Genomic DNA, 23,033 nt, shown 5'->3' with positions numbered 1-23,033 from the left:
CCTAGGGGTGTGGTGCGGTGATGCGGGTGGGTGGTGGCCGGCGCCCCGCGGGACGCCGGCCACCGGGTGGGTCAGTCGCCGAGCGTGATGGCGTAGACGTCGACGGTCTGGTGGTGCGCCGGTTGGTACGTGTACCCCTTGACGCGGTCGGACATCACGGTCACGTACTTCGAGTTGGCGAGGTTGATCGTCGCGTAGTCGGCGGTGACGATCTGCTCGACCTTCAGGTAGTCCGCCTTGCGGGCGTCCTCGTCCGTGGACGACTGCGCCGCGGCGAGGAGCTCGTCGACCTCGGGGTTCGAGTAGGCGCCCCAGTTCTGGCCGCCGCCGATGAACTGCGAGTCGAAGTTCTGGTACAGCACCGCACTCGCGTCCGGGAACGCCGGGAAGGCGTACACCTCGGCGATGTCGGGGCGCGTCTCCGGCTTCGACGCCATCTCGACGTAGGCCGGGTAGGTGACGGCCTTGACGTCGAGCGTGACGCCGATCTGCTTCAGCGAGGACTGCAGCAGCGTGGCGGCCTGCTCCATCTCGGTGGTGGCCTTGAAGTAGGTCATCGTCAGCGTGGTACCCGAGAGGTCGTTGTCGTCGATGAGCTTCTTGGCGGCGTCGAGGTCGTACTCCGGCTGCGTGACACCCTCGGTCCCGATGTCGAACCCGGACGGGAGCACGCCGTCGAGCTCGGTGCCCGCGCCCTTGAGGATCGACTTCACGTGCGACGAGTAGTCGTACGCGGTCGCGACGGCCTCACGGAGCGCCTTGTCCTTCGTCGAGGTGCCGTCCATGTTGAAGAAGGCGTAGAGCCCGACGTTCGTGGTGGCCTGGTCCACCTTGTACGCGCTGTTCGACTTGTACGACGCCCATTCGCTCGGTGCGATGTCCATCGCGATGTCGACGTCTCCGGCCTTGAGGGCCTGGTTCTCGTCGTTCGCGCTGGAGAAGTACTGGAACTGCAGCTTCTTCGCCTGGCCGTCGAAGCCCTTCCAGTAGTCCTTGTACTGCGAGTACGCGGCGGACTGGTTGTCCGTGTACTTGGTGAGCGCGTACGGGCCGGAGCCGGCGTCGTTCGTGGACAGCCACGACTGTGCGTGGTCGTCGCCCTCGTGCTCGGACACGAGTGCCTTCTCGAGGACGTAGACCCGCGAGAGTGCCGGCACGAACGTGGCGTCCGCAGTGGAGAGCTTGATGGTGAGGTGTGTGTCGTCCGTGGCCGTGGCCGAGTCGTACGCGGTGAGGAAGGAGGCGACACCGGTGTTGATCGCCTTGATCCGGTCGAGCGTGTACGCGACGTCCTCGGCGGTGAGCTTCGTGCCGTCGTGGAACGTGACGTCGTCGCGCAACGTCAGGTCGATGCTCTTGCCGTCGTCGGAGAGGGTCCACTCCTTCGCGACGTTGCCCTTGAGGTCACTGCCGTCGTAGGCGAGGACCGAGTCGTACGCGGGCGACACGACCTCGTCGACGGTGGAGTTGTCGGCCTGCACGGGGTCGAACGAGGCGGGGACCTCGTTCTCGGCGATCACGAGCGTGCTGGTCCTTGCGGACGACGACGACGACGCGTTGCCGCCGGTGGAGCAGCCGGCGAGCACGGCGATGGCGACGAACGCGGTCGCCACGGCCGCGATGCGCCGGGGCGATCGCGTGGGGGTGAGACGGATGGACATCGTGTCCCTCGTTCCTGGTCGGGTGGTGCAGGTGAGTTGGGAGCGGTGCTGGGTGGGATGAAGCTGGGGAAGAACGGTGCTGGGTGGTGCGGTCAGGCGGTCGGCTGAGCACCGCGGGCCGCGGTGGGCTGCCAGGTGCCGTCCGGTGCGACGTCGACGCCGTAGTGCTCGCGCGCCGCCTCGACGCTCACGTAGCCGTCGAGCACGTCGGCCGCGATCGCGGCGGGGTCCCGGGTCAACGGGTCACCGTGGCCACCGCCGCCGGCCGTGCGGTTCACGAAACGGTCACCGGACGCCATGGAGGCTCGGTACATCCCGACGCGCTGCTCGCGCTCGGTCCCGGGCCAGATCACCATCTCGCTCGGCTCCGGCTCCTGGCCTCCGTCGAGCGCCCACGGCCGGGTCTTGGTCTTCTTCTTCATGGAGAGGACCTCACCGGGCTCGGTGTACCGGACCTCGCGGAGGACGCCGACGCCACCGCGGTGCCGTCCGGGTCCGCCGGAGTCGGGGATGAGTTCGAGACGCTCGTGGAAGATCGTCGACTTGTTCTCGAGGACCTCGATGGGCGTGTTCCGGACGGTGGTCTGCGACGGGTGCTGCTGGGCGTTGCCGCCGTCGTGGTCCTTCGTCGCGCCCCACCCGATGCCCTCGTTGTTGCTGATCACGAAGTCGGTGCCGGTGCGCGGGTCGTGGCCGAGCGCCATGAAGCCGGGCTCGTCGCCACCGGAGGACGCGGGGATGTCGTCGAGGACCTGCGCGAGCGCCTTGTGCATCAGCTCTGTCGCAACGATCGCGCTCCACTGGGTGAAGGTCGCCGCCGGGTAGACCGCGTTGAAGATGCTGCCCGGCTCGGCGATGATCGTGACCGGCGCGAAGTGCCCGGCGTTCGAGGGTTCGTTCGGCGTCGTCAGGCTCTTGAACGTCGCCTTGACGATCCCCTCGGTGGCACCGATCGGCAGGTTCACCGGACCGAGGACCTGCGCGTCGGACCCCGTGTAGTCGGCGGTGATGCTGTCCCCGTCGATGGTCACCGTGATCTGGATCCGGATGAGGTCGTCGGAGATGTTGTCGTCGTCGATGTAGTCGAACGCCGTCCAGCTGCCGTCGGGCAGGGCGGCGACAGCGCGGCGTGCGACGGCCTCGCCGTGCTCGATGACCTGCGAGATCGCCTGCTCGACGGTGCCGACGCCGAACTTCGCCCAGAGCTGGTGCAGGGAACGCTCCCCCACTCGGATCGCGGCGAGCTGCGCGTGGAAGTCACCGATGGTCAGGTCGGGCAGGCGCGAGTTGAAGCGGATGAGCTCGAGGATGTCGTGCACGAGCTCGCCGCCGGCGACGACCTTCGTCCCCGGGAAGATGAGGCCTTCCTGGTGCATGTCCGTCGAGTCCAGGACGTACCCGGGAGCCTTGGCGCCGAGGTCCATCCAGTGCGCCCGCACCGCGAGGAACGCCGCGGGGGCGGCACCGCGCTCGGCGCCCTCCTCGAACACCGGCGCGAAGAGCATCGCGTCGTAGGCGTGGGCACCGCTCCAGTACGGGTAGTTGAGGACGAAGACGTCGCCGGGGTGCATGTTCTCCACCCCGATGTACTTCGTGCCCTCGACGAGCGCCCGGTCGTTGGCGCCGAGGAAGTGCGTGATGCCACTCGCCTCGGCCATCAGCCGCTGGTCGGCCGTGTAGAGCGAGATCCCGAAGTCGAGGACGTCGTAGATCACCGGGTTGAACGCGGAGCGGACGAGCGTGCGGCGCATCTGCTCGGCGGCCGAGACGACGTAGTTCCTGATGACCTCGACGGTGGCGCCGTCGAGCCGGTCGGTGGCGGTCATGCCGTTGCTCCCGTGTCGGTGGTGCGGTGCTGGCGGATGGCGAGGTCGCCGTGGGCGTCGACCTCGAGGTACTGGTCGCCGAAGAACACCGTCGTGCTGGTGCCCTCCTCGACCACGGCGGGGCCTTCGACGCGGTCGCCGGCGCGCAGGGTGTCGCGCTCGTACACCGCGAACGGGTGCCAGGCGCCGGTCGCGACGTCCCAGGCGTCGCGGTGCTCGACGGGTTCGACGGGGCTGCCGTCGGACTCGGCGATGCGGCCGAGCGGCGGCTTCGGCTGCTCGCCGATCGCTCGGAGGCGGATCGAGAGGATCTGCCCGGGCTCGGTCATCGCGTGCCCGTGTCGGGCGGCGTGCAGGGCGTTGAAGCGGTCGAGGACGGCCATGGCGGTGTCACCGGCACGGAACTCCACGGGCAGCGCGTGCTCCTGGCCGCGGTACCGGACGTCGAGCGTCCGGACGAGACGCCGACGCTCCGGCGCGACGCCCTGCTCGTCGAGGACGGCCACGGCCTGGTCCTCGAGCTCGCTGAACTGCTCGGTGATCTCGGCGAGCGCCAGGTCGTCGAGCGGCTGCAGCGAGGTCGCAGCGAACTCGTACTCCAGGTCGGACATGAGCATCCCGAAGGCCGAGAACGCGGCGGGCACGCGCGGCACCATGGTGGTGTCGATCTCGAGCTCGCGACCGACCATCGGGCCGAGGAGCGGGCCGGCGCCGCCGAACGCGAGCAGCGTGAACTCGCGCGGGTCGAGCGCACGCTCGATGGTGATCTCCCGGAGCGCCCCGACGGTCCGGGCCGTCAGTATCCGGAAGATGCTCTCGGCCGCACGGGTGGTGTCCATGCCGAGCGGGGCGGCGATGCGTTCGGCAATCGCGGCGCGTGCCGCCTCGGCGTCGACGTCCATCTGCCCGCCGAGGAACCGCTTCGGGTCGAGGTAACCGAGGGCGAGCGCCGCGTCGGTGACCGTCGGCTCGGTTCCGCCCTTGCCGTACGCGACCGGCCCGGGCACGGCGCCGGCAGAGCGCGGACCGACCTTGAGCAGGCCCTCGTCCATCCAGGCGATCGAGCCGCCCCCGGCTCCGATGGTGCGGATGTCGAAGATCGGGATGAGCAGTGGGAGCCCGTCGATCGATGCCTCGTGGACCTCGCTCGGCTCACCGTTCTCGATGACGCAGGAGTCCACGCTCGTGCCGCCGACATCGAACGAGAGCACCCGGTCGAGGCCGAGTTCACGGGCGAGGAACGATGTCCCGACGACGCCGCCTGCGGGTCCGGAGAGGACCGTGGTGAGCGGAGCCCGACGGGCGAGCTCCGCCGTCATCGCCCCGCCCCCGGAGCGCATGATCTGCAGCGGGGTGGCGAGACCGCCCTCCGCGAGCGCCGACTCGAGCGACGCGATGTAGTCGTTCAGCACAGGACGGATGTAGGCGTCGAGGGTGACGGTGCTCGTTCGCTCGTACTCGCGGTACTCGCGGGTCAGGTCGCTCGAGATCGACACCGCCACGTCGGGGAAGACGGTGCGGAGTCGTTCGGCCGCGAGCCGCTCGTGCGTGGGGTCCGTGTAGGAGTGCAGGAACACGACGGCGATCGATCGGAGGCCGTTGTCCTCGATCAGGGACCGACCAGCGGCCTCGACCGCGTCGAGGTCGAGCGCGACGACCTCGACGCCCTGTGCGTCGATCCGACCGGGCACGCCGCGACGGTGACGGCGTGGCACGAGCGGTGCGGGACGCTGGAACGAGAAGTCGTACATGTGGTCGGTCGGGATCGCGGCACGGGCGATCTCGATGAGGTCGCTGAACCCATCGTTCGTGATGATGCCGACGTCGGCGCCGTTCCGCTGCAGGATCGCGTTCAGGCCGAGCGTGGTGCCGTGCGCGAAGGACTCGATCGCGTCGAGGTCGTCGACGAGCTCGACGACGGCCTGGAGCACACCCGCGGCTGGTTCGGCCGGAGTGGTCGGGACCTTGTGCACGGTGATCGCGCCGCTGACGGAGTCGTAGGAGATTGCGTCGACGAAGGTGCCGCCGATGTCGACGGCGACCTTGAGGGACGGAGTCGCGGTGCTCATGCGGCCTGGCCTTCCGAGGTGGTGGGGATGTCGGTGCGGACGATGCGACCGGCCTGGATGACCGTGCCGATGGTGCGGAGGGCGGAGACCGTCTCCGTCGGGTCGTCCGTGGTGAGGACGATGTCCGCGGCGAGTCCCTCGGCGACGGAACCGAACTGGTCCTGCCTGCCCATCAGCCGGGCGGCTTCCCACGTTCCAGCGCGGAGCGTCGTGCGGGTCGGGAGTCCCGCCTGCTCGAGGTACTCCATCTCGCGGACCGCGCAGGACGTCCCGGCGTGCGGCTCCCCCGGCAGGTAGTCCGTTCCCGCGACGATCCGGATGCCGCCGGCGTCGAGGTCGTCGCCGATCGCCCGGGTGAAGGCGCGCTGGATGCTCTCCAGGTGGGTCGGGTGCACGTTCAGGGCGATGTCGATCTGCCACTCGGTGAAGCCGTGGTCGCGCATCCACTCCGGGGAGCTCGTCACCGACAGCGTCGGGGTGAGGTAGGAGTTCGCGGCCGCCATCTGGTCGACGGTCTCCTCGTCCAGGTCGTAGCCGTGCTCGAACGCGTTGATCCCGACCTTCAGGGCCTCCTGGATCGCCGCTCCGCCGCCGGCGTGCGCCACCACGTACGTGTTCTGCTCGCTGGTGGCACGGACGACCGCGGCCATCTCGTCGGCCGTCATCTGCGCACCGTTGAACGTCTCGCCGAGGTGGGCGATCCCGCCGGAGATGAACACCTTGATGTGGTCGGCGCCGGCCTCGAGCTCGGAGCGCGCCGCCTTCAGGAACGCGTCCGCACCGTCGGCGAACGCGCCAGGTCGACCCCGGCCGTGGCCGCCGGTGATACCGATCGCCTGTCCGGAGGCGACGATCCGCGGGGCGTCGAGCCATCCAGCCTGCGCGGCACGGCGGATCATGATGTCCGCCCGGTTGTGCTCGTCGAGCGTGCGGACCGTGGTGACGCCGGCGAGCAAGGCGTCCCGGGCGCGTGAGGCTCCACGGAGCGCCGAGTCGCCGGGGTTCTCGTTGACGTCGGTCTCCTCGAACGGGTACACGATCGTCAGGTGGGTGTGCACGGAGACCAGCCCCGGGAACACGAACCGGCCCTCGAGCTCCAGGGTGTGCTCGGCGTCGGCGGGCGCCGTGTCGGTGATCGTCCGGATCAGACCGTCGTGGAGTTCGACGGCGCGGTCGCGGAGGACGGTCCCCGCCACGACGTCCACGACGTGTCCGCCGACGAGCCAGAGCGCGTCGGGGTGTCCCGGCGTGCCGGGGGTCGCTGGGCGGGTGTTGGTGTTGCGCACGGGGTCAGCCTCCGATCGTGGTATGGGTGAGGAGTCGGTCGGGCGAGAAGGCGCCGACGTCGAGGACGGCGGTCGAGCCCGTCACGTCGTCGGCGACGGCTCGCGCCCAGACCGGGGAGAACGTGAAGGCGTAGGTGCCGCCGACGACGTGGAAGCCAGGGACGTCCGAGACGCGCCCGACGACGGGCATCTCGTCCGGGGTCGCGGCGAGAGGACCTGCCCACGCCCGCGTCAGACGGAGTCCGGACAGACCGGGCAGCACGCGCCGGACCTGTTCGACGTTCCCGTCGACGCTCGCCTGGCTCACCGGCGAGACGCCCTCGAGGTCGAGCCGCTGTGCCGGCCAGCCCCCGCCGATCACGACGGAGCCCGTCGCGACCTGCTTCACGGACAGGCCCTCGCCGATGTGCTGCACGAGGTGCTCGAGCCGCGGCTCGGCGCGGACCGTCTCGAGCATCTGGATCGCCAGCGGCGCCAGGTCGAGCTCGATGCCGGCCATCCGGGCGACCCGGTCGAGCCAGGGCCCGGCTGCGTCGATCACGACCGGCGTGCTGACGTCTGTCGTGGCCGAACGCACCGTCCAGCCGTCGCCGCTCCGCTCGATCGCGTGCACCGGGCTGTTCACCACGACCGCGGCACCCGCACGCCGCGCTGCGGCGAGGTAGGCGGGTGTGACGACCAGGTTGTTCGCCCAGCCGTCCCACGAGCACCAGGTCGCGCCGATGACGGACGTGCCGAGCGCGGGGACCAGTTGCCGAGCCTCCAGGCCGGTGAGCACTTCCGTGGGGATGCCCGCACGACGCTCCCACACGGCCTTCTCGCGGAGAAGCGTCAGCTGCCCCTCGGTCTCGGCGACCGTCAGTCCGCCCTTGACCGCGACGTCGACCGGGGTGCCGAGGCGCTCGCCGAGGCCGTCCCAGAGGCGGTGCGCCTCGGCCTGGAACGGGACGAGCTGCTCGGTGTCCACCGGCACGCCCTGATCCGGACGCTCCGCGTGGATCGCCTGGATGTGCAGGTTGCCCGCGGTCGTGCCGGAGCCCTGCCGGTTCGGCAGCCCTCGCTCGAGGAGGACGACGTCGAGGCCCCGCGAGGCGAGCTCGAACAGGATCGCCGCGCCGAGGACCCCGCCGCCGATGACGACGGCGTCCGCGGTCCGCGCGCTCACAGGACGGCCTGCCCGGCGGCCTCGGGGACGAGCAGTCCGCCATCGGTGAGGATCCCGCGGATCGCCGCGAGCGCCTCCGGGTCGGTCAGCGGCAGCAGCGGCTCGCGGACGTGCCCGCCGGGCTGGTCGAGGAGCTGCATCGCGGCCTTCAGCTGCGGGATTGGCGATGCGTAGATGCCGGAGTAGTCGGGGTTGATGAGGCGACCGCTGATCGCGCGGTACTTCTCGAGCCAGAACGCGGCCAGGTCGTGGTCGCCGGCCTCGACGGCCTCGAAGAAGGGCACGCCGTACGGGGCGCCGACGCCGCCGCCGTCGATGGCACCGTCGCCGCCGATCCCGCCGAGCATGAGCGCGAGGCCGCGGCGGTGCACGAGGCTGCCGAACACCCGGACGCGGTCGGCCGTCGCCTCGAACGTGTCGAGCATGCGGAGCCAGTCGCCAGTGCTGTCCTTGATCGCGACGACCTGCTCGAGGTCGGCGAGGTCGGACATCAGACCGGGTGTCGCGGCGAGGTCGACCGCCACCCCGCGCGGCCAGTTGTAGACCATGAACGGCAACGCGCTCGCCGCGGTGAGGCGACGGTAGAACTCGAGCGACTCGGCCGGCGAGGTGTGCGCGTACGGCGGCACCGTCGCGAGGACGCCGTCCGCACCGGAGGCCTCGGCGTGCCGTGCGAGCTCCCCCGCCTCGGCGCCGGTGAACGCACTGACGCCGATGACGACCGTGGTCCGGCCGTCGACCGCGTCGATCGCGATCTCGGCGACGCTGCGGCGCTCGTCGGCGGACTGGGCGAACCACTCGCCGGTGCTGCCGTTCACGAGCACCCCGTGCACGCCGTTCGCCACGTACAGCTCCATCAGCTCGCGGAGGCCCTGCTCGTCGACCGCGCCGTCGGCGGTGAACGGAGTCGGGGCGGCGGGCCAGTAGCCGTGCCAGGAGACGTCGGTGCGGTTCATGGGGATCCGTTCGTCGTTGCGTCGTGCGGTGGTGTGGTGCAAACGTTTGCACGGCATGTCATTCGTGCGCCAGTGACGAAACAGCCATTTCACACGACGAAACATGCTGGAAATAGGCGACGGGTGTTGCTTGCCGTGGCGGCTGCTATTCCCTATGCTGCAAACGTTTGCACGCACCGCGTGCCGAGGAGGGGGTCCGCCGCATGGCGATCACGCTGAAGGACGTCGCCGACACCGCCGGTGTCTCGACGAGCACGGCGTCGCGTGCACTCCGGGGTTCGCCGCTGATCACGCCTGAGACCCGCACCGCCGTGCAGTCCGCCGCGACGTCCCTCGGCTACCGGCTCAACCGGGCCGCCAGCTCGCTGCGCGCCGGCCGGTCGCAGCTCGTCGGCCTCGTGCTCAACAACCTCGTCAACGCCTCCTTCCACACGATCGCCGAGATCGTCCAGAAGCGGCTCGCCGACGAGGGCTACCAGCTCATCCTCGGCACCACCGACGCCGACCCCACGGTCGAACGACGGCTGCTCGAGACCCTCGGCGACCACGGCGTCGACGGCGTGATCGTGATCGGCACCGGCCAGAACGCCGCCGTCACGAACCGGTTCCTGGAGGACGGGATGAGCGTCGTCAACCTGATCCGCTCGTCCCGCGACAGCGCCGCCCCCACCGTCCTCGCCGCCGACCGGGACGGCGCCTTCGCCGCCGTCGATCACCTGCTCTCCCTCGGCCACCGCCGCATCGGCTACATCGGCGGTCCGGTCTCCACGGACTCCGGCCGCGAGCGGTTCGGCGGGTACACCGATGCCCTGGAAGCCGCCGGCCTCTCGGTGGATCCGTCGCTCGTGCTGCAGGGCCCGTTCACGCCCGACTTCGGCGCCTCAGCCGTGACGACCCTGCTCGACCGGGACACCGGCATGACCGCCCTCTTCGCCGCGAACCACGAATCGGTGTTCGGTGCGCTGCCGGTCCTCGTCTCCCGAGGCGTCTCCGTCCCCGACGACCTGTCCCTGATCTGCTACGAGGACATCCCCTGGCTGCAGATGTGGCGACCGCCGATCACCGTCGTCGACAACGGCGCGAGCGAACTCGCCGAACTCGCCGTCAGCCTCCTCCTGCAGCAGATCAAGCACGACCACGCGGCGCCCGTCGACCGCACCGGCCGCACCTACCGCGTCGGTGCGCAGCTCATCCACCGGGCGTCCTGCGCACCCCTTCCCTGATCCCCCTCGCCTTCCCTGGAGTTCCCGTGACCAACCCCGTCGTCGTCCTCATCGGCTCCCCCACCGCGCCCGACTCCGCGCTGCACGTCGTCGACGCGCACGACCCGCACGTCGACGTGATGGACCTCGGCATCACCCGGGGCGACGGGGTCTTCGAGACCGTGGGGATCATCGACGGCCGCGTCCACGCCGTCGAGGAACACCTTGCCCGCTTCGCGCACTCCGCGTCGATCCTCGACCTGCCGGTTCCGTCCGCGGAGGCCTTCCGCGCCGCCGTTGCGCTCGGTGTCGAGCACCTCGACGACGCCTCGGACGCATACTGCAAGTACGTCCTGACCCGCGGCCGCGAGAGCGGCCCGGTCGGCCGCCCCGGCGAGCCCGTCGGCCCCACCGGGTACGCGTACCTCGACGTCAACCCGTCGTGGGAGCGCGAGCGGACCGAAGGGATCGACGTCGTCCTGCTCAGCCGCGGCTACCAGCTCGACGTCCAGACCGCGGCACCCTGGCTACTGCAGGGGGCGAAGACCCTGTCCTACGCCGTGAACCGGTCGGTGCTCCGCGAGGCCGCTCGACGCGGTGCGGAGGACGTGCTGTTCACCACGATCGACGGGTACGTGCTCGAGGGGCCGACGTCATCGCTCGTCGCTCGCTTCGGCGACGAGATCGTGACGCCCGCCCAGTCCGGCGGTGTGCTGCACGGGACCGCCCAGATCGGGGCGTTCGCGTTCTTCGAGGCGGCCGGGTACACCACGACCTACCGGGACGTGCAGATCTCCGAGCTGGACAGTGCCGACGCGCTGTGGATGACGAACAGCCAGCGGCTCGCGGCGCCGATCCGGTCGCTCGACGGGAAGGCACGCGTCGTCGACAGCGCTCTGACCGCGCGGCTCAACGAGGCGTTGCGGGCCCGGTAGAGGCGGCTGTCGCCGCGATCGGACGGGAGGCTCGGATCACGCCCGGCGCTCGAGCCCGGTCCGCATCGAGTGGATCCAGCCGTGCATCGCCGGCAGGACCGCGGCGGCCGCTCGGACATCGACCGGTTTGAGGTACCCGGCCGCAGTCAAGGGCATCCCGTCGCCCGAGGCGCGCTCCAAGAACCATCGGTGCGCGGTGAGCGCGGCGCGACGATCGACGTCGACACCGAGCGCCTGCGTCGAGCCGGCTTCGACCACGCGGTCACGCAACGCCAGCCCGAGCGGCGTGCCGTCCGTGCGCGCGAGGACGTCAGCCAGCGCAGGGTGGAGGCGGTGGACGACCTGGCGCGGATCACTCACTGCATCCCCCTCATCGTCAGTCACGCCGTAGGGGTTCGACCACGGAATCGGCAGCTCGGTGAGAGCCTGCCGACCCGACCGCCACGAACCGCGGTCCGTCGTAGCCGGCGCGGGAGACGTGTGCGGTGAAGTCGGCGAGCGAGCGGACCCAGTGGCCGCGTTCGCCGTAGAGCGCCTGGTACACGACCACCGGTTCCTCGGTCTCGGTGTCGCGTGCGACGAGCAGCACCTCGTACTCGCCGCCCTTGAAGTGGCGGTACCGGCCGGGCGTCACGTCGCTGCTCACGCCTCGATGCTACGAGTTCCCGGATCGTCCGCCGACCGGAGCCACGACTCGATCCGGATGATCGAACGCCAGTCGCCGCCGAGGACCGCGCTGATCGTCTGCTCGGGGACCCGGAGGAGTGTTCCGACGAACGCGTCCCAGCCGAGCCCGGGCAACGCACCGACGCGCGTCTCGTACAACAACCAGTCCTCGGGGATGCGCTCGAGCAGCACGAAGGCCCTGTCGACGTCGCCGCTCGACGGGGTTCCATCCCGGAACTCGGTCGGTGTCGCCGGACCGACGACTCGACGGACTCGTCCGATCTCTCCCTCGGCGGGCAGCTCAGACAGAACGTCCACTTCGACGCAGAACGGCAGATCGGGTGGAACTGTCCCGAGGCTGACGTCCACCGTGGCCCACCACCGCGAGGGCGGACTCCCCTCGTACAACAGAGGGAGGCCGCCGGTCGGCTCCGCCACGAGGGCACCCCCGCGCCACACGAGAAGAGCTTCACAGGACATCACGGGCATTGCGTCACACCGCTACCCAGCGGTGCGGTGCGATCTGCTGCATGGGCTGCATGGGCTGCATGGGCTGCACGGGCTGCACGGGCTGCACGATCTTCACGAATTGCTTCCTCGTGGTGTTCGTCGTCATCGCCTCTACTGTTGGGCAGTGCCTGACATTTCTGGTTTCACAGCCGTTGCGATCAGGAGACGAACAGTTCATGACGAGCGCGAGGCCAACCGGCGGGGTGCGCGGAGGTGAGGCGAGGAACATGTATAGGTGTCGCTGCCTCGCTGACGAGCGCACGAGGTTCGAACCGATGAGCGACTCGATCCGCGCCTTCACACCGAGGTCGGATGCCTACGCTCGGGTGTTCTTCCCGGTGACGAGTGAGGGCCCGGACACACGGACGTGGTCGCAGGCCTTCGCCACCGCACCGCCGACCCCCGACACCGCCTGGCCAGAGGAGCGAGCGCGATCCTCGAGTCTCAACTCTGCGTCGGGCGACGTCCCATCCGAGGTGGCCTCGGTCCTGATCGACGTCCTCGTCAGATCGGGCGTCGCTCGTGACGAACAGGTCGTCCTCGGCTGGTGGTCGGGGTACGGCGACACCGTTGCACCACCAAACGCCCACCTCGACTTCCTGCCACCCGACGACCGCGAGATGTGGCTCGTCCTCTCGCGGCTCGATGCGATCCCGAGGCTGACCAAGCAGGTCGGTCGCGGACCGACTCGGTGGCTTCCGATGAGCCGGAGCTGGAGTGTCGTCTCCGACATCTACGACCGGTCGGTCATCGTCGTCGGGAGCACGCGTCTCGTTGACGCGGTCGTGTCGGCATCTGGACTGGAAGCGGTCTTCGTGACGGATCGAACGCGCCGCGCGGTGCTGTCCTGACGGACATCCTCACTTGTCCCAGGCTGACGTCGGCCCGAGGCCCCGCCGTGCGCGCTCGGCGTTGAGGACCTCCTCGACGAGGTCGAGCTTGCCCGCGGTGTAGTCCCGTCCGTCGTCGAGGCCGGAGAGCGAGCGCTTCAGCTCGGCGTACCGCTGCCGAGCGGCCGGGTCCCGCAGCAGAGCGTCCCGGAAGAGCCGCTGGTTGCAGTGCTCCCACGCCTCCGCGGCGAACACGTGCAGGATGTGGGTCCGCGTGCCTGACGAGCTCCGGACGTACACGCCGTGGTTCTTCGGCCCGTTCGAGTGCCGCACGTACCCGAGCCCCTCCAGGAGCGGCCCGAGGGCGAACGGGTCGACCCCGGCTGCGGCACGCGCGGCGAGGTCGATGACCGGCTTCGCGAGGAGTCCGGGGACTGCGGTGCTCCCGATGTGCTCGATCGCAGTGACGCTGCTGCCCAACCCTCGAAACACGCGAGCGGCCTCCGAGCGGAAGTCCAGCGCCCACACGGCACGGTGTTCCACGAGCTCGACCATCGCCCGGAGCCTATCGCCAGCCGCGGCTGTGCCCGGCTCTACCGCCGCCGCACAACCGAAAACACCCCGCACCACGCAATGGCGCGGTTCGGAGTGCTTTCGGTTGTGCGAAACCACTCCGTACCACCTCCGCTCCGCCCCGCCCCGCCGCGATGAGCAGCCGGATGAGCCAGCTCGCGATCGCCGCAGCGTTCGCGCGCGGCGGCAGACTCGTCTACGTCGGCGCCGGCACGCCGGGCCGGCTGGGCGTCCTGGACGCTAGCGAGTGCCCGCCCACCTTCGGCACCGACCCGTCCCAGGTCGTCGGCCTGATCGCCGGCGGCCAGGTCGCGTTGACGACCGCCGTCGAAGGCGCGGAGGACGACGAAGCAGCGGCGGTCCGCGACCTCGACGCGCTCGGCCTGACCGGGGACGACGTGGTCGTCGGGATCAGCGCGTCCGGCAGGACGCCCTACGTCATCGCCGCCATCCGGGAGGCCCGGCGCCGCTCCGCCTTCTCGGTCTCGGTCGCGTGCAACGCGGGTTCGGCCGCGGGGCGGCACGCCGACATCGCCATCGACGTCGTCGTCGGCCCGGAGTTCATCGCCGGGTCCACCCGCCTCAAGGCGGGGACTGCGCAGAAGCTCGTCCTCAACATGCTCACCACGCTCGCGATGGTGCGCAGCAACAAGACGTACGGCAACCGCATGGTCGACGTGCGTGCCACGAACGCCAAGCTCGTCGCCCGGGCGTTCACGCTCGTGCAGGACGTGACCGGCGCCCCCGACGCCGAGGTCTCCGCTGCCCTGTCCGAGAGCGACGGCGAGGTGAAGACCGCCATCGCGGTGATCCTCACCGGGGCGTCCGCCTCGGACGTCCGCGAGCGTCTCGCCGATGCTTCCGGCTCCCTCCGAGCCGTTCTCTGACCCTTCCCCGCAACCCGAATCCTTCCCCCGAGGAGCACCATCAATGACCGATGCACAGCAACTCGCACAGCGGATCCTCGACACCGTCGGTGGGTCCTCGAACATCGCCGACGTCGAGAACTGCATGACCCGGCTGCGGGTCGAGGTCGTCTCTGAGTCGTCCGTCTCGCTCGACGAGCTCAAGGCGACCGACGGCGTCATGGCCGCGATCGCGGCCGGCTCGAACCTGCAGATCGTGCTCGGCCCGGGTCTCGTCGACCGCGTGGCCGTCGACCTGGAGGCACTGCGCACCTCCGCCCCGCCGGCTGCGGCTGGTGGGTCCGGTGCGTCCGGCGCTTCACCTGACGAGCTGGCGGCTCGCGGCGCGTCGATCAAGGCGTCGGCGCGCGCTCGTTCGGACGGCCGCACCATGCGCGCCATCCGCCGAATCTCCGCGATCCTCATCCCGCTCATCCCCGCGCTGATCGCCTGCGGTCTCATCGCCGGGATCAACGGGATCCTGACGAACCTCGGGTGGCTTCCCGGCGTGACGCCGTTCCTCGGTGTCCTGTCGTCCGGCTTCCTGTCGCTGCTCGCCGTCTTCGTCGGGATGAACGCCGCGAAGGAGTTCGGCGGCACGCCGATCCTGGGTGGTGCCGTCGGCGCGATCGTCGTCGCGGCCGGGGTCGCGAACGTGACCGTGTTCGGGCAAACGCTCGCTCCCGGGCAGGGTGGTGTGCTCGGTGCGATGGCCGGCGGCATCCTCGCCGCCCTGGTCGAGCGCTTCATGCGCCGGCACACGCCGGACGTCATCGCGCTCATCGTCGTGCCGACCGTCACGGTGCTCGTCGCCGGGTCGATCACTCTCGGCATCCTGATGTCCGTCGCCGGTGTCGTCTCCGTCGCGATCGGCACCGCAGCGACCTGGCTCCTCGCGAACGGCGGCGCGTTCGCCGGGTTCATCCTCGGCGGGTTCTTCCTGCCGCTCGTCATGACGGGCATGCACCAAGCGCTCACGCCGATCCACACCACGCTCATCGACCAGACCGGGTGGACCGTGCTGCTGCCCGTCCTCGCGATGGGCGGTGCCGGTCAGATCGGTGCCGCGATCACACTCTGGATGCGCTTCCGTCGCAACGAAGCGCTCTCGCGGACGATCCGTGGTGCACTGCCCGCCGGCCTCCTCGGTGTGGGCGAGCCCCTCATCTACGGCGTGACGCTCCCCCTGGGTCGGCCGTTCATCACCGCCTGCATCGGTGGCGCGTTCGGCGGCGGTGTCGTCGGGCTGTTCGACCAGCTCGGGCACTCCGTCGGGGCGATCGCGATCGGCGCCTCGGACCTGTCGCTCCTGCCGCTGCTGAACGGGTCGTCCGGGTACGGCTGGGCGCTGCTCGGGTACGGGTCGGGACTCGTCGTGGCGTACATCGTGGGGTTCGTGGCGACGCTGCTGTTCGGGGTGTCCGCGTCGGTCAAGGCTGACCTGGAGGAGCAGTCCGCTCCCGGTGCACCGCTCGACCTGGTGTCGTCGGCCGTGGCGGCTGACGCGACCGATGCGCCTCCGGCTGCCGGGGCTGCGGGTACTCCTGCTGCCGGCTCCGCCGCTGGTTCCGCTCGGGCTGGGGCTTCGCGCTGATGCGGTTGGGCGCGAGCGCGTACCTGGCGCACGCTTCGTTGGCGGAACCGACGTTCGCGGCCGCAGCGGAGGCGGGTGCGACGCTCGCGTTCACCTCGTTGCACGTCCCAGAGGACTCCCCCGCCGGTGCACGAGCCGCCGCGACTGCGATCGTCTCGGCAGCCACTTCATCTGGCCTGTCGGTCATGGCCGACGTCTCCCCCAACACCGCTCGGTTGCTTGGTGATTCGCCGTGGGAGTTCCTGCGGTCGATCGGCGTGGCGCGAGTGCGGATCGACTTCGGGTTCTCGGTCGCGGAGATCCGTTCGATTGCCGCAGTCCTGCCGATCGCGCTCAACGCGAGCACACTGCGGGCCGCCGACCTCGCGCCGTTCGCTCACCTGGACGTCGAAACTCATCCACAACTTCTACCCGCGGGAGTGGACCGGGCTGGCGCCGGCTTTTGTCGCCTCGTCTGTGTCCGTTGCCCGGAAGTTCGGGTAGCGGGTCGGGGCGTTCATCGCCGGCGATTCAATGCGGCGTGGGCCGCTCGGCGAAGGGTTGCCGACCGTCGAGCAGCACCGGACGATGCCGCTGTTGTTCCAGCCGCTCGAGCTCGTCGATGCCGGCGTGGACGATGTGCACGTCGGGGATCCGGCGCTGACTGATCACTCGTGGTCTCGGCTCGGGTCGTTCGTCCGCGAGGACCTCGTCGTGCTCGACGGCACCGCTGCCCCGGGTGTGCATCCGCCGGTCATCGAGGCGCTGGCGGTTCCCGATCGGAACCGGCCCGACGCTGCAGAAGCAATGATCCGGCTGGAGCACTCGCGTGAGCGGTTCGCGAGGTTGCCGCTCCCCGAGTCTGGTGGGCAGCCGAGGCCGGCGGGGTCGGTCACCGTGCAGTTGCCGACGGCGGAAAGGTACTCCGGCGAAGTGGCGATCACGCTGCAGAACCTGCCAGACGACGAACGCGCCGCAGTCGTGGGAAGCGTGCGGCGCCCGATGGCTTCTCGGTTGGCGTGCATGGAATGCCCACCGCCTCACGCCCCCCCTTCTCCGTTCCTCGAGCTGAGTCCGAAGAAGCGGTCGAAAAACGCTTCAAGTCGTCCGATCACACGCTGCTTCTTCTCACCATGACCGCCGTTCGCGGAGAAGCGCGACACCGGCGGCAGCACCGTGGTGATGGCTGTGCCGCTGGTACGCACCTGACCGTCTCGGAAAGCGGTCGCGATGAAGCTCTGGGTCTCGTCCGGCCTGAGGCCTTCGTCCACGATGATGGCCTGAAGCTCCGCCTCTCGGCGTCCGGCGATGTACGCGCGCCACTCCTCGTCGACCTCGCCATCCGCCGATACCGAGTCGACGAAGTCCTCGATGAGGTCCTTCTTGTTGCGGAGCGTCGGGCTGGAATCAACTGCGCGGGAGATCTCGGCGCGGACCTCCTTGTCGTCCCCGTCACCACGTTCATCCCGGTACTTCTGCACGAGCAGGAGGATGTAGTCGACGTTGATCTCAACCTGTTTGACCAGCTCGATCTCGAAGACGAGGTCGTCGTTGATCTGCTCCTTGTCCGCCTCAGTTCCCTTCCGGAACTCGGCGTAGAAGTCGAGGTACAGGCTGCGATAGTCCTGGCTTTGACGGTCGGTGAGCAACGCGGAGCCATCGAACTCATCGAACGAAGTGAGGATGTTCTGCAGCCGCAAGATCGCGCCGAACAGCTGGATGAACTCCTTCTGCGCCGCCTCACCGATGATGGGCTCGCCGAGCGGGAAGGCGTACACCAGTTCTGTGACCTTGTCGGCGTAGTCGTCGTAGTACTCGCCGTACGGCTTGAGCAGCACAACACCGCGGGCGTCCTTGTTTCCGAAGAGGGCGATCGCGTCGTTCGTCTCGTCGTCCAAATCGCGGAAGCTGACGATGTTCCCGTAGGTCTTGACGGAGTTCAGGATGCGATTCGTCCGTGAGTACGCCTGGATGAGGCCGTGCGCACGGAGGTTCCTGTCGACAAAGAGCGTGTTCATCGTGGTGGCGTCGAACCCGGTGAGGAACATGTTGACGACGATGACGAGGTCGATGTCCCGCTGCTTGAGCTTCAGCGACAAGTCTTTGTAGTAGTTCTGGAAGCTGTCACCGGTGGTATCGAACGAAGTCCCGTAGAGCTCGTTGTAGTCGAGGATCGCATCGTCCAAGAACGAACGCGCGTCGATGGTGAGGGCGCTGGTGTCGAAGCCCTCTTCGTCGAGAGCCCCATCCCCGACGGCCTCGTTCGCTCCGTATGAGTAGATGAGCCCGATCTTCAGTCGCTTGTCAGGTACCAAATCCTGCTGCTGCTTGCGGAAGTGGTTGTAGTACATTCGGGCCGCTTGGATCGAAGCAGTCGCGAAGAGTGCGTTAAAACCGCGGACGCGTCGTTCGCCGAGCGTGTAGTGCTCCGCCCGTCTGGTCTTCCGGTCGAAGTGCTCAAGAATGTACCGAACGACGTCACCGACGCGCCGCGGGTCAAGCAGCACGCTCTCCTTGTCGATCGCAGACACCTGAGTGTTGTCGGGGTCACCTATCTTGACCGTGTTGACGTAGTCGATGCGGAACGGCAGTACGTTCTTGTCGGTGATGGCATCGACGATCGTGTATGTGTGCAGCTTCTCGCCGAAGGACTGCTCGGTCGTCTTCAGTTGCGGGTTGCCCCCGCTGCCGGCGTTGGCCGAGAAGATCGGCGTACCGGTGAAGCCAAACAGGTTGTACCGTTTGAAGGCCTTCGTGATGGCGGTGTGCATGTCGCCGAACTGCGACCGGTGGCACTCGTCGAAGATGATGACGACATGGCCGTCGTAGATCCCGTGGCCCTTGTTCCCTGCGATGAACGTCGAGAGCTTCTGGATCGTCGTGATGATGATCCGAGCGCCCGGGTCCTCGAGCTGCTTCTTCAGAACCACTGTCGAGGTGTTCGAATTAGCAGCACCCTTTTCGAAGCGGTCGTACTCGCGCATGGTCTGGTAGTCGAGGTCCTTGCGGTCCACGACGAACAGCACCTTGTCGACGCTCGGCAGCTTCGAGGCGAGCTGAGCAGCCTTGAACGAGGTCAAGGTCTTGCCCGACCCGGTGGTGTGCCAGACGTAGCCACCCGCAGCCACACTGCCGAGTCTCTTGTAGTTTGTGGAGACGTGAATGCGCTGCAGGATCCGCTCGGTGGCCACGATCTGGTATGGCCGCATGACGAGCAGCATGCGATCCGAGGTCAGCACGCAGTACTTCGTCAGGATGTTCAGCAGCGAGTGCTTGGCGAAGAATGTCTTCGCGAACGCCGACAAGTCGGTGATCGGCTTGTTCTGTGTGTCCGCCCACCAGGAAGTGAACTCAAACGAATTCGACGTCTTGCGAACCCGCTTTGAGCCAGGCGCCTCGCTGAGGTGCTGGCGACGGGTGGTGTTGGAGTAGTACTTCGTGAGCGTACCGTTGCTGATGACGAACAGCTGCACGTACTCGAACAGTCCGGAGCCCGCCCAGAAGCTGTCCCGCTGGTAGCGGTCGATCTGGTTGAACGCCTCGCGGATGTCGACGCCTCGACGCTTCAGCTCGATGTGCACCATGGGTAGACCGTTCACCAGTACGGTCACGTCATAGCGGTTCGAACGGGCGGCACCGCCCTCGCTCTGGTCGATCTCGTACTGGTTGATGACCTGCAGCCGGTTGTTGTGGATGTTCTCCTTGTCGATCAGCGTGACGTTCTTGATTGACCCATCGTCTCGCTTCAGTAGCTGGACGTGGTCCTCCTGGAGGCGCACCGTCTTCTCAACGATGCCGTCGTTCGCGCCAGCGACGCGCTCGGAGAAGAACCGCTTCCACTCCGCGTCGGAAAGCGTCACCGCGTTCAATGACTCAAGCTGTGTGCGCAGATTCGCTACCAGCTGCGCCTCTGACGTGATCGGCAGATACTCGTATGCCTGCGACTGCAGCAGCCGAACGAGCTCACGCTCAAGGTCCGCCTCAGACTGATAGGACGAAGCACAAGCATTGTCGAGGATGTACTCGGCAACGACTGTGCTCTCCGACGACACAGCGATTGGGTCGTATTTATGAGAAGTCAGGTCACTCATGCCGATCCTCCGCAAAGGTCAAAAGGTTCTCACGGTAATACTCGTACTGCTTACGCCGAGCTCTGAGCTCAGCAGGAAGACTGTCGCTGAGGCTGTTCGTTAGAGACTCGAAGCTATCGAGGATGGCCGCGATTCGCCGTTGCTCCGTGCGGCGTGGAAGCGGAACAGAGATTGTCGCAAGACGAGCTTTCGAAACGTTGATACGAGTCACCCCACTTGCGGTTTTGATGATCTGAGATCGCATGGGCATGGATCGAAATAAGTGCTTCGAGAATTCGGGATCAAGTCGTCCTTCATCGCGCGGACGAACTCCAATGCAGAAGCTGTTCAAGTACAACGGTTCCAACAGACGCTCGGTTACTACGGACGTCATCCCGACTTCAGCTGCTGATTCCGAAGAGCCGGTGAAGACTATGTCGCCGTAAGAAAGCGAGCGCTGACGCTCGCTTGGGCCCACGCGGACCCGATCATTCGCTTCAACGTTGAGTGCGATGTTCTTGAACACGTTCTTGTATGAAGCGAAGCGAGCGTTTCCATCGCTGGAGAAATCAGCTTTCGATTTACCCGTCAGGCCGCCGAAGATAGCACCGAACTCACCGAGTGGTATGCGCTCTATGTCGCTACCGAAGGTGAGGAGAGAATCGCGGTAGTAATCGTATTGGCGACGTCGAGCTTCCAGCTCCGCTTCCAGCTCCGCTTCCAGCTCCGCTTCCAGATGAGTAAACTGATCTAATACGCGCACGATCTCCCGCTGCACCTTGAGAGGTGGAACGGGGATTCGAAAATCAGTGATCATCGGCTTGCGTATGGAAGTCACGGTCGCGCTGACCGCTTTTCGAAGGATGAATTGCTTGAAGTGAACCAAAAAGTAGTAGTAGGCAAATCTAGTGTCGATATCCGCGCTCAGAAAATTGATGCGGTACGCGCGCTGGTGAAGAGCGTACTTACCAGATACGACGTGGAAGATCTCCCCAATTCCACCCTCACCGGGTATCAGAATTGCATCCTCATCGAACTCAAAGGAATCGATGCGCATCACGTCCTTTGAGCGCACATAGAACGGATATTCACCATCGACTATAGCGTCCTTGCGATCACTGCTTCCGGTACCTACCTGCGCCAGATCTCCGATCCGCTGATACGGAACTCCAGCAGGTGCAAGTCTTTTGATCAGCGCGCCGATCTGGTTCACTGGTCGCGCTCCAAGTCAGCGACAATTGTGTTGATCGAGATGCGAAGCTCCGCTTGCCGCGTCACGATGCACGCGATTTCAGCATTGAGTTCAATGATGTCGACTACCTCACGAGCATTTTCGGCTTCGACGTACGACGACACGGAGATGTTGTAGCCATTTGCCGCGATGCCCTCGTTCGTGACGAGCTTCGCGAAGTGGTCGAAGTCTGCCCGCTCCTCGATCGCGCCGAGTATTTTCCGCTGGTTCTCGGGCGTCAGCTTGTTTTTGTTGCCGACGCGCTTGAACTCGGCCGACGCGTTGAGGAAAAGTACCGAGTTGTCGGTCTTGGACTTCTTGAGCACGATGATGCAGGTGGCGATCGTGGTGCCGAAGAACAGGTCCGGCGGGAGCTGGATCACTGCGTCGACGTAGTTGTTGTCGATGAGGTACTTGCGGATCTTCACCTCGGCTCCCCCGCGGTAGAGGACGCCAGGAAACTCGACGATCGCGGCGGTGCCGTTGACCGACAGCCACGACAGGATGTGCATCGTGAACGCGAGGTCCGCCTTCGACTTCGGCGCGAGCACACCGGCCGGTGCGAACCGAGGGTCGTTGATCAGAAGGGCGTCCGCGTCGCCAGGCCACTTGATCGAGTAGGGCGGATTGGAGACGATCGCTTCGAAGGGCTCGTCGTCCCAGTGGGCTGGCTCGAGGAGCGTGTCCCCGTGCGCGATGCTGAACTGCTCGTAGTTCAGCTCATGCAGGAACATGTTGATCCGGGCGAGGTTGTACGTCGTCAGGTTGATCTCCTGGCCGTAGAACCCGCCGACGTTCTCCTTACCCAACACCTTCGCGAACGTGAGCAGCAACGAACCAGAGCCCGCCGCCGGGTCGTAGACCTTGTTCACCCTTGTCTTGCCGGACACCGTGATTTTCGCGAGGAGCTCTGACACCTCTTGTGGCGTGTAGTACTCGCCGCCAGATTTACCTGCCTGCGATGCGTACATCTGCATCAGGTACTCGTACGCATCACCAAACAGGTCGATGGAGTGGTTCTCGAAGTCGCCGAGCGGGAGCTCTCCGATGGCGTCGAGGAGCTTCACGAGCTTCTCGTTGCGCTTGGTGACGGTGTTGCCGAGCTTGTTGCTGTTGACGTCGAGGTCGTCGAAGAGCCCCTTGAGGTCGTCTTCGCTGTCCGTGCCGAGGGCCGAGCCTTCGATGTTCTTAAACACGGTCGCAAGCGTCTCGTTGAGGTCTGGATCCTGCGGCGCGCGCTTTCGGACGTTCTGGAACAGCTCTGACGGAAGGATGTAGAAGCCCTTCTCATAGACCGTCTCGCGCCGGCCGTGCTCCGCAGCCTCGTCCGGCAGGTCTGCGTAGGCGAAGTGTGCTTCGCCCGCCTCGCGCTCACCCTTGTCGATGTACGCAGCGAGGTTCTCGGAGATGAAGCGGTAGAACAGCATGCCGAGCACGTAGGACTTGAAGTCCCATCCGTCGACGCTCCCCCGAAGGTCGTTCGCGATCCGCCAGATCGTCTTGTGCAGTTCGGCGCGCTGCGCCTCTTTGGTGGTCGGTGCCATCGTGATGTCTCCTGCGGCTGGCCGGTCGGTT

21 protein-coding genes are annotated in these 23,033 nt (G+C 67.3%); 7 read left to right on the top strand and 14 right to left on the bottom strand.

Annotated elements, in window-relative coordinates:
* Nucleotides 1-71: 71 nt before the first annotated feature.
* The 6 genes from EDF55_RS00265 to EDF55_RS00240 all read right to left on the bottom strand — a co-directional run bounded on the left by EDF55_RS00265 (nucleotide 72) and on the right by EDF55_RS00240 (nucleotide 8,963).
* Entirely contained in the window at nucleotides 72-1,661 is a 1,590-nt protein-coding gene (locus EDF55_RS00265; protein WP_123652963.1) for an ABC transporter substrate-binding protein, read from the bottom strand.
* Between the two features lie 92 nt (nucleotides 1,662-1,753).
* Nucleotides 1,754-3,487 (bottom strand): hydantoinase B/oxoprolinase family protein, encoded by a 1,734-nt coding sequence (locus EDF55_RS00260; RefSeq protein WP_123652962.1) that lies wholly within the window; start codon nucleotides 3,485-3,487, stop codon nucleotides 1,754-1,756.
* Complete coding sequence (locus EDF55_RS00255) at nucleotides 3,484-5,556, bottom strand: hydantoinase/oxoprolinase family protein (protein WP_123652961.1); 2,073 nt, start codon at nucleotides 5,554-5,556, stop codon at nucleotides 3,484-3,486. Before EDF55_RS00255 ends, EDF55_RS00260 begins: the two co-directional genes overlap by 4 nt.
* A complete protein-coding gene (locus EDF55_RS00250; protein WP_185017000.1) occupies nucleotides 5,553-6,842 on the bottom strand; it encodes an amidohydrolase family protein in 1,290 nt (429 codons plus the stop codon). Before EDF55_RS00250 ends, EDF55_RS00255 begins: the two co-directional genes overlap by 4 nt.
* Before the next feature lie 4 nt (nucleotides 6,843-6,846).
* Nucleotides 6,847-8,007, bottom strand: a complete 1,161-nt coding sequence (locus EDF55_RS00245) for an FAD-binding oxidoreductase (RefSeq protein WP_123652959.1) — start codon at nucleotides 8,005-8,007, stop codon at nucleotides 6,847-6,849.
* Nucleotides 8,004-8,963 (bottom strand): dihydrodipicolinate synthase family protein, encoded by a 960-nt coding sequence (locus EDF55_RS00240; RefSeq protein WP_123652958.1) that lies wholly within the window; start codon nucleotides 8,961-8,963, stop codon nucleotides 8,004-8,006. The genes EDF55_RS00245 and EDF55_RS00240 overlap by 4 nt, the downstream gene beginning before the upstream one ends.
* Before the next feature lie 203 nt (nucleotides 8,964-9,166).
* Between EDF55_RS00240 and EDF55_RS00235 the strand changes: the two genes are divergently transcribed.
* Entirely contained in the window at nucleotides 9,167-10,186 is a 1,020-nt protein-coding gene (locus EDF55_RS00235; RefSeq protein ID WP_123652957.1) for a LacI family DNA-binding transcriptional regulator, read from the top strand.
* A 26-nt stretch (nucleotides 10,187-10,212) separates the two neighbouring features.
* Complete coding sequence (locus EDF55_RS00230; RefSeq protein ID WP_123652956.1) at nucleotides 10,213-11,100, top strand: aminotransferase class IV; 888 nt, start codon at nucleotides 10,213-10,215, stop codon at nucleotides 11,098-11,100.
* Nucleotides 11,101-11,136: 36 nt separating this feature from the next.
* Here EDF55_RS00230 and EDF55_RS00225 read toward each other — a convergent pair whose 3' ends face one another.
* Genes EDF55_RS00225 through EDF55_RS19025 form a run of 4 tightly spaced genes read right to left on the bottom strand, consistent with a single transcriptional unit; the run spans nucleotide 11,137 to nucleotide 12,382 of the window.
* Complete coding sequence (locus EDF55_RS00225; protein WP_123652955.1) at nucleotides 11,137-11,460, bottom strand: hypothetical protein; 324 nt, start codon at nucleotides 11,458-11,460, stop codon at nucleotides 11,137-11,139.
* A 16-nt stretch (nucleotides 11,461-11,476) separates the two neighbouring features.
* On the bottom strand, nucleotides 11,477-11,746 hold the full coding sequence (locus EDF55_RS00220) for a DUF1653 domain-containing protein (protein ID WP_185016998.1): 270 nt from the start codon (nucleotides 11,744-11,746) through the stop codon (nucleotides 11,477-11,479).
* On the bottom strand, nucleotides 11,743-12,204 hold the full coding sequence (locus EDF55_RS00215; RefSeq protein ID WP_123652954.1) for a hypothetical protein: 462 nt from the start codon (nucleotides 12,202-12,204) through the stop codon (nucleotides 11,743-11,745). Before EDF55_RS00215 ends, EDF55_RS00220 begins: the two co-directional genes overlap by 4 nt.
* A 55-nt stretch (nucleotides 12,205-12,259) precedes the next feature.
* Entirely contained in the window at nucleotides 12,260-12,382 is a 123-nt protein-coding gene (locus EDF55_RS19025; RefSeq protein WP_260235645.1) for a hypothetical protein, read from the bottom strand.
* 70 nt (nucleotides 12,383-12,452) lie between these two features.
* On the opposite strand from EDF55_RS19025, the gene EDF55_RS00210 reads away from it, so the two are divergent.
* The gene (locus EDF55_RS00210) at nucleotides 12,453-13,127 is read left to right on the top strand and encodes a hypothetical protein (protein WP_148079020.1); all 675 of its coding nucleotides are present in this window, start codon (nucleotides 12,453-12,455) and stop codon (nucleotides 13,125-13,127) included.
* 9 nt (nucleotides 13,128-13,136) lie between these two features.
* On the opposite strand, the gene EDF55_RS00205 is transcribed toward EDF55_RS00210, so the two are convergent.
* The gene (locus EDF55_RS00205; protein WP_123652952.1) at nucleotides 13,137-13,661 is read right to left on the bottom strand and encodes a GrpB family protein; all 525 of its coding nucleotides are present in this window, start codon (nucleotides 13,659-13,661) and stop codon (nucleotides 13,137-13,139) included.
* A 164-nt stretch (nucleotides 13,662-13,825) separates the two neighbouring features.
* Between EDF55_RS00205 and murQ the strand changes: the two genes are divergently transcribed.
* The 4 genes from murQ to EDF55_RS19195 are packed head-to-tail and all read left to right on the top strand — an operon-like array spanning nucleotide 13,826 to nucleotide 17,294.
* Nucleotides 13,826-14,566 carry an N-acetylmuramic acid 6-phosphate etherase gene (murQ, locus tag EDF55_RS00200; protein ID WP_123652951.1) on the top strand — a complete coding sequence of 247 codons (741 nt, stop codon included), beginning with the start codon at nucleotides 13,826-13,828 and terminating at the stop codon, nucleotides 14,564-14,566.
* Between the two features lie 43 nt (nucleotides 14,567-14,609).
* Nucleotides 14,610-16,178 (top strand): PTS transporter subunit EIIC, encoded by a 1,569-nt coding sequence (locus EDF55_RS00195; RefSeq protein WP_123652950.1) that lies wholly within the window; start codon nucleotides 14,610-14,612, stop codon nucleotides 16,176-16,178.
* Entirely contained in the window at nucleotides 16,178-16,825 is a 648-nt protein-coding gene (locus tag EDF55_RS19200; protein WP_123652949.1) for a MupG family TIM beta-alpha barrel fold protein, read from the top strand. The genes EDF55_RS00195 and EDF55_RS19200 overlap by 1 nt, the downstream gene beginning before the upstream one ends.
* Nucleotides 16,719-17,294 (top strand): phospho-sugar glycosidase domain-containing protein, encoded by a 576-nt coding sequence (locus EDF55_RS19195; protein WP_395869627.1) that lies wholly within the window; start codon nucleotides 16,719-16,721, stop codon nucleotides 17,292-17,294. Before EDF55_RS19200 ends, EDF55_RS19195 begins: the two co-directional genes overlap by 107 nt.
* On the opposite strand, the gene EDF55_RS00180 is transcribed toward EDF55_RS19195, so the two are convergent.
* From EDF55_RS00180 to EDF55_RS00170, 3 genes are read right to left on the bottom strand one after another with little or no spacing between them, the layout of a single operon-like run.
* The gene (locus EDF55_RS00180; protein ID WP_123652947.1) at nucleotides 17,198-20,248 is read right to left on the bottom strand and encodes a type I restriction endonuclease subunit R; all 3,051 of its coding nucleotides are present in this window, start codon (nucleotides 20,246-20,248) and stop codon (nucleotides 17,198-17,200) included. The genes EDF55_RS19195 and EDF55_RS00180 overlap by 97 nt on opposite strands.
* On the bottom strand, nucleotides 20,241-21,440 hold the full coding sequence (locus EDF55_RS00175; protein WP_123652946.1) for a restriction endonuclease subunit S: 1,200 nt from the start codon (nucleotides 21,438-21,440) through the stop codon (nucleotides 20,241-20,243). The genes EDF55_RS00180 and EDF55_RS00175 overlap by 8 nt, the downstream gene beginning before the upstream one ends.
* On the bottom strand, nucleotides 21,437-23,002 hold the full coding sequence (locus EDF55_RS00170) for a type I restriction-modification system subunit M (RefSeq protein WP_123652945.1): 1,566 nt from the start codon (nucleotides 23,000-23,002) through the stop codon (nucleotides 21,437-21,439). The genes EDF55_RS00175 and EDF55_RS00170 overlap by 4 nt, the downstream gene beginning before the upstream one ends.
* Nucleotides 23,003-23,033 lie beyond the last annotated feature (31 nt).

It is taken from the genome of Curtobacterium sp. ZW137 (assembly GCF_003762905.1).
GTDB lineage: Bacteria > Actinomycetota > Actinomycetes > Actinomycetales > Microbacteriaceae > Curtobacterium.
Note: the sequence above shows the minus strand (reverse complement) of the source record. Positions and strands in the feature narration are given on the sequence as shown.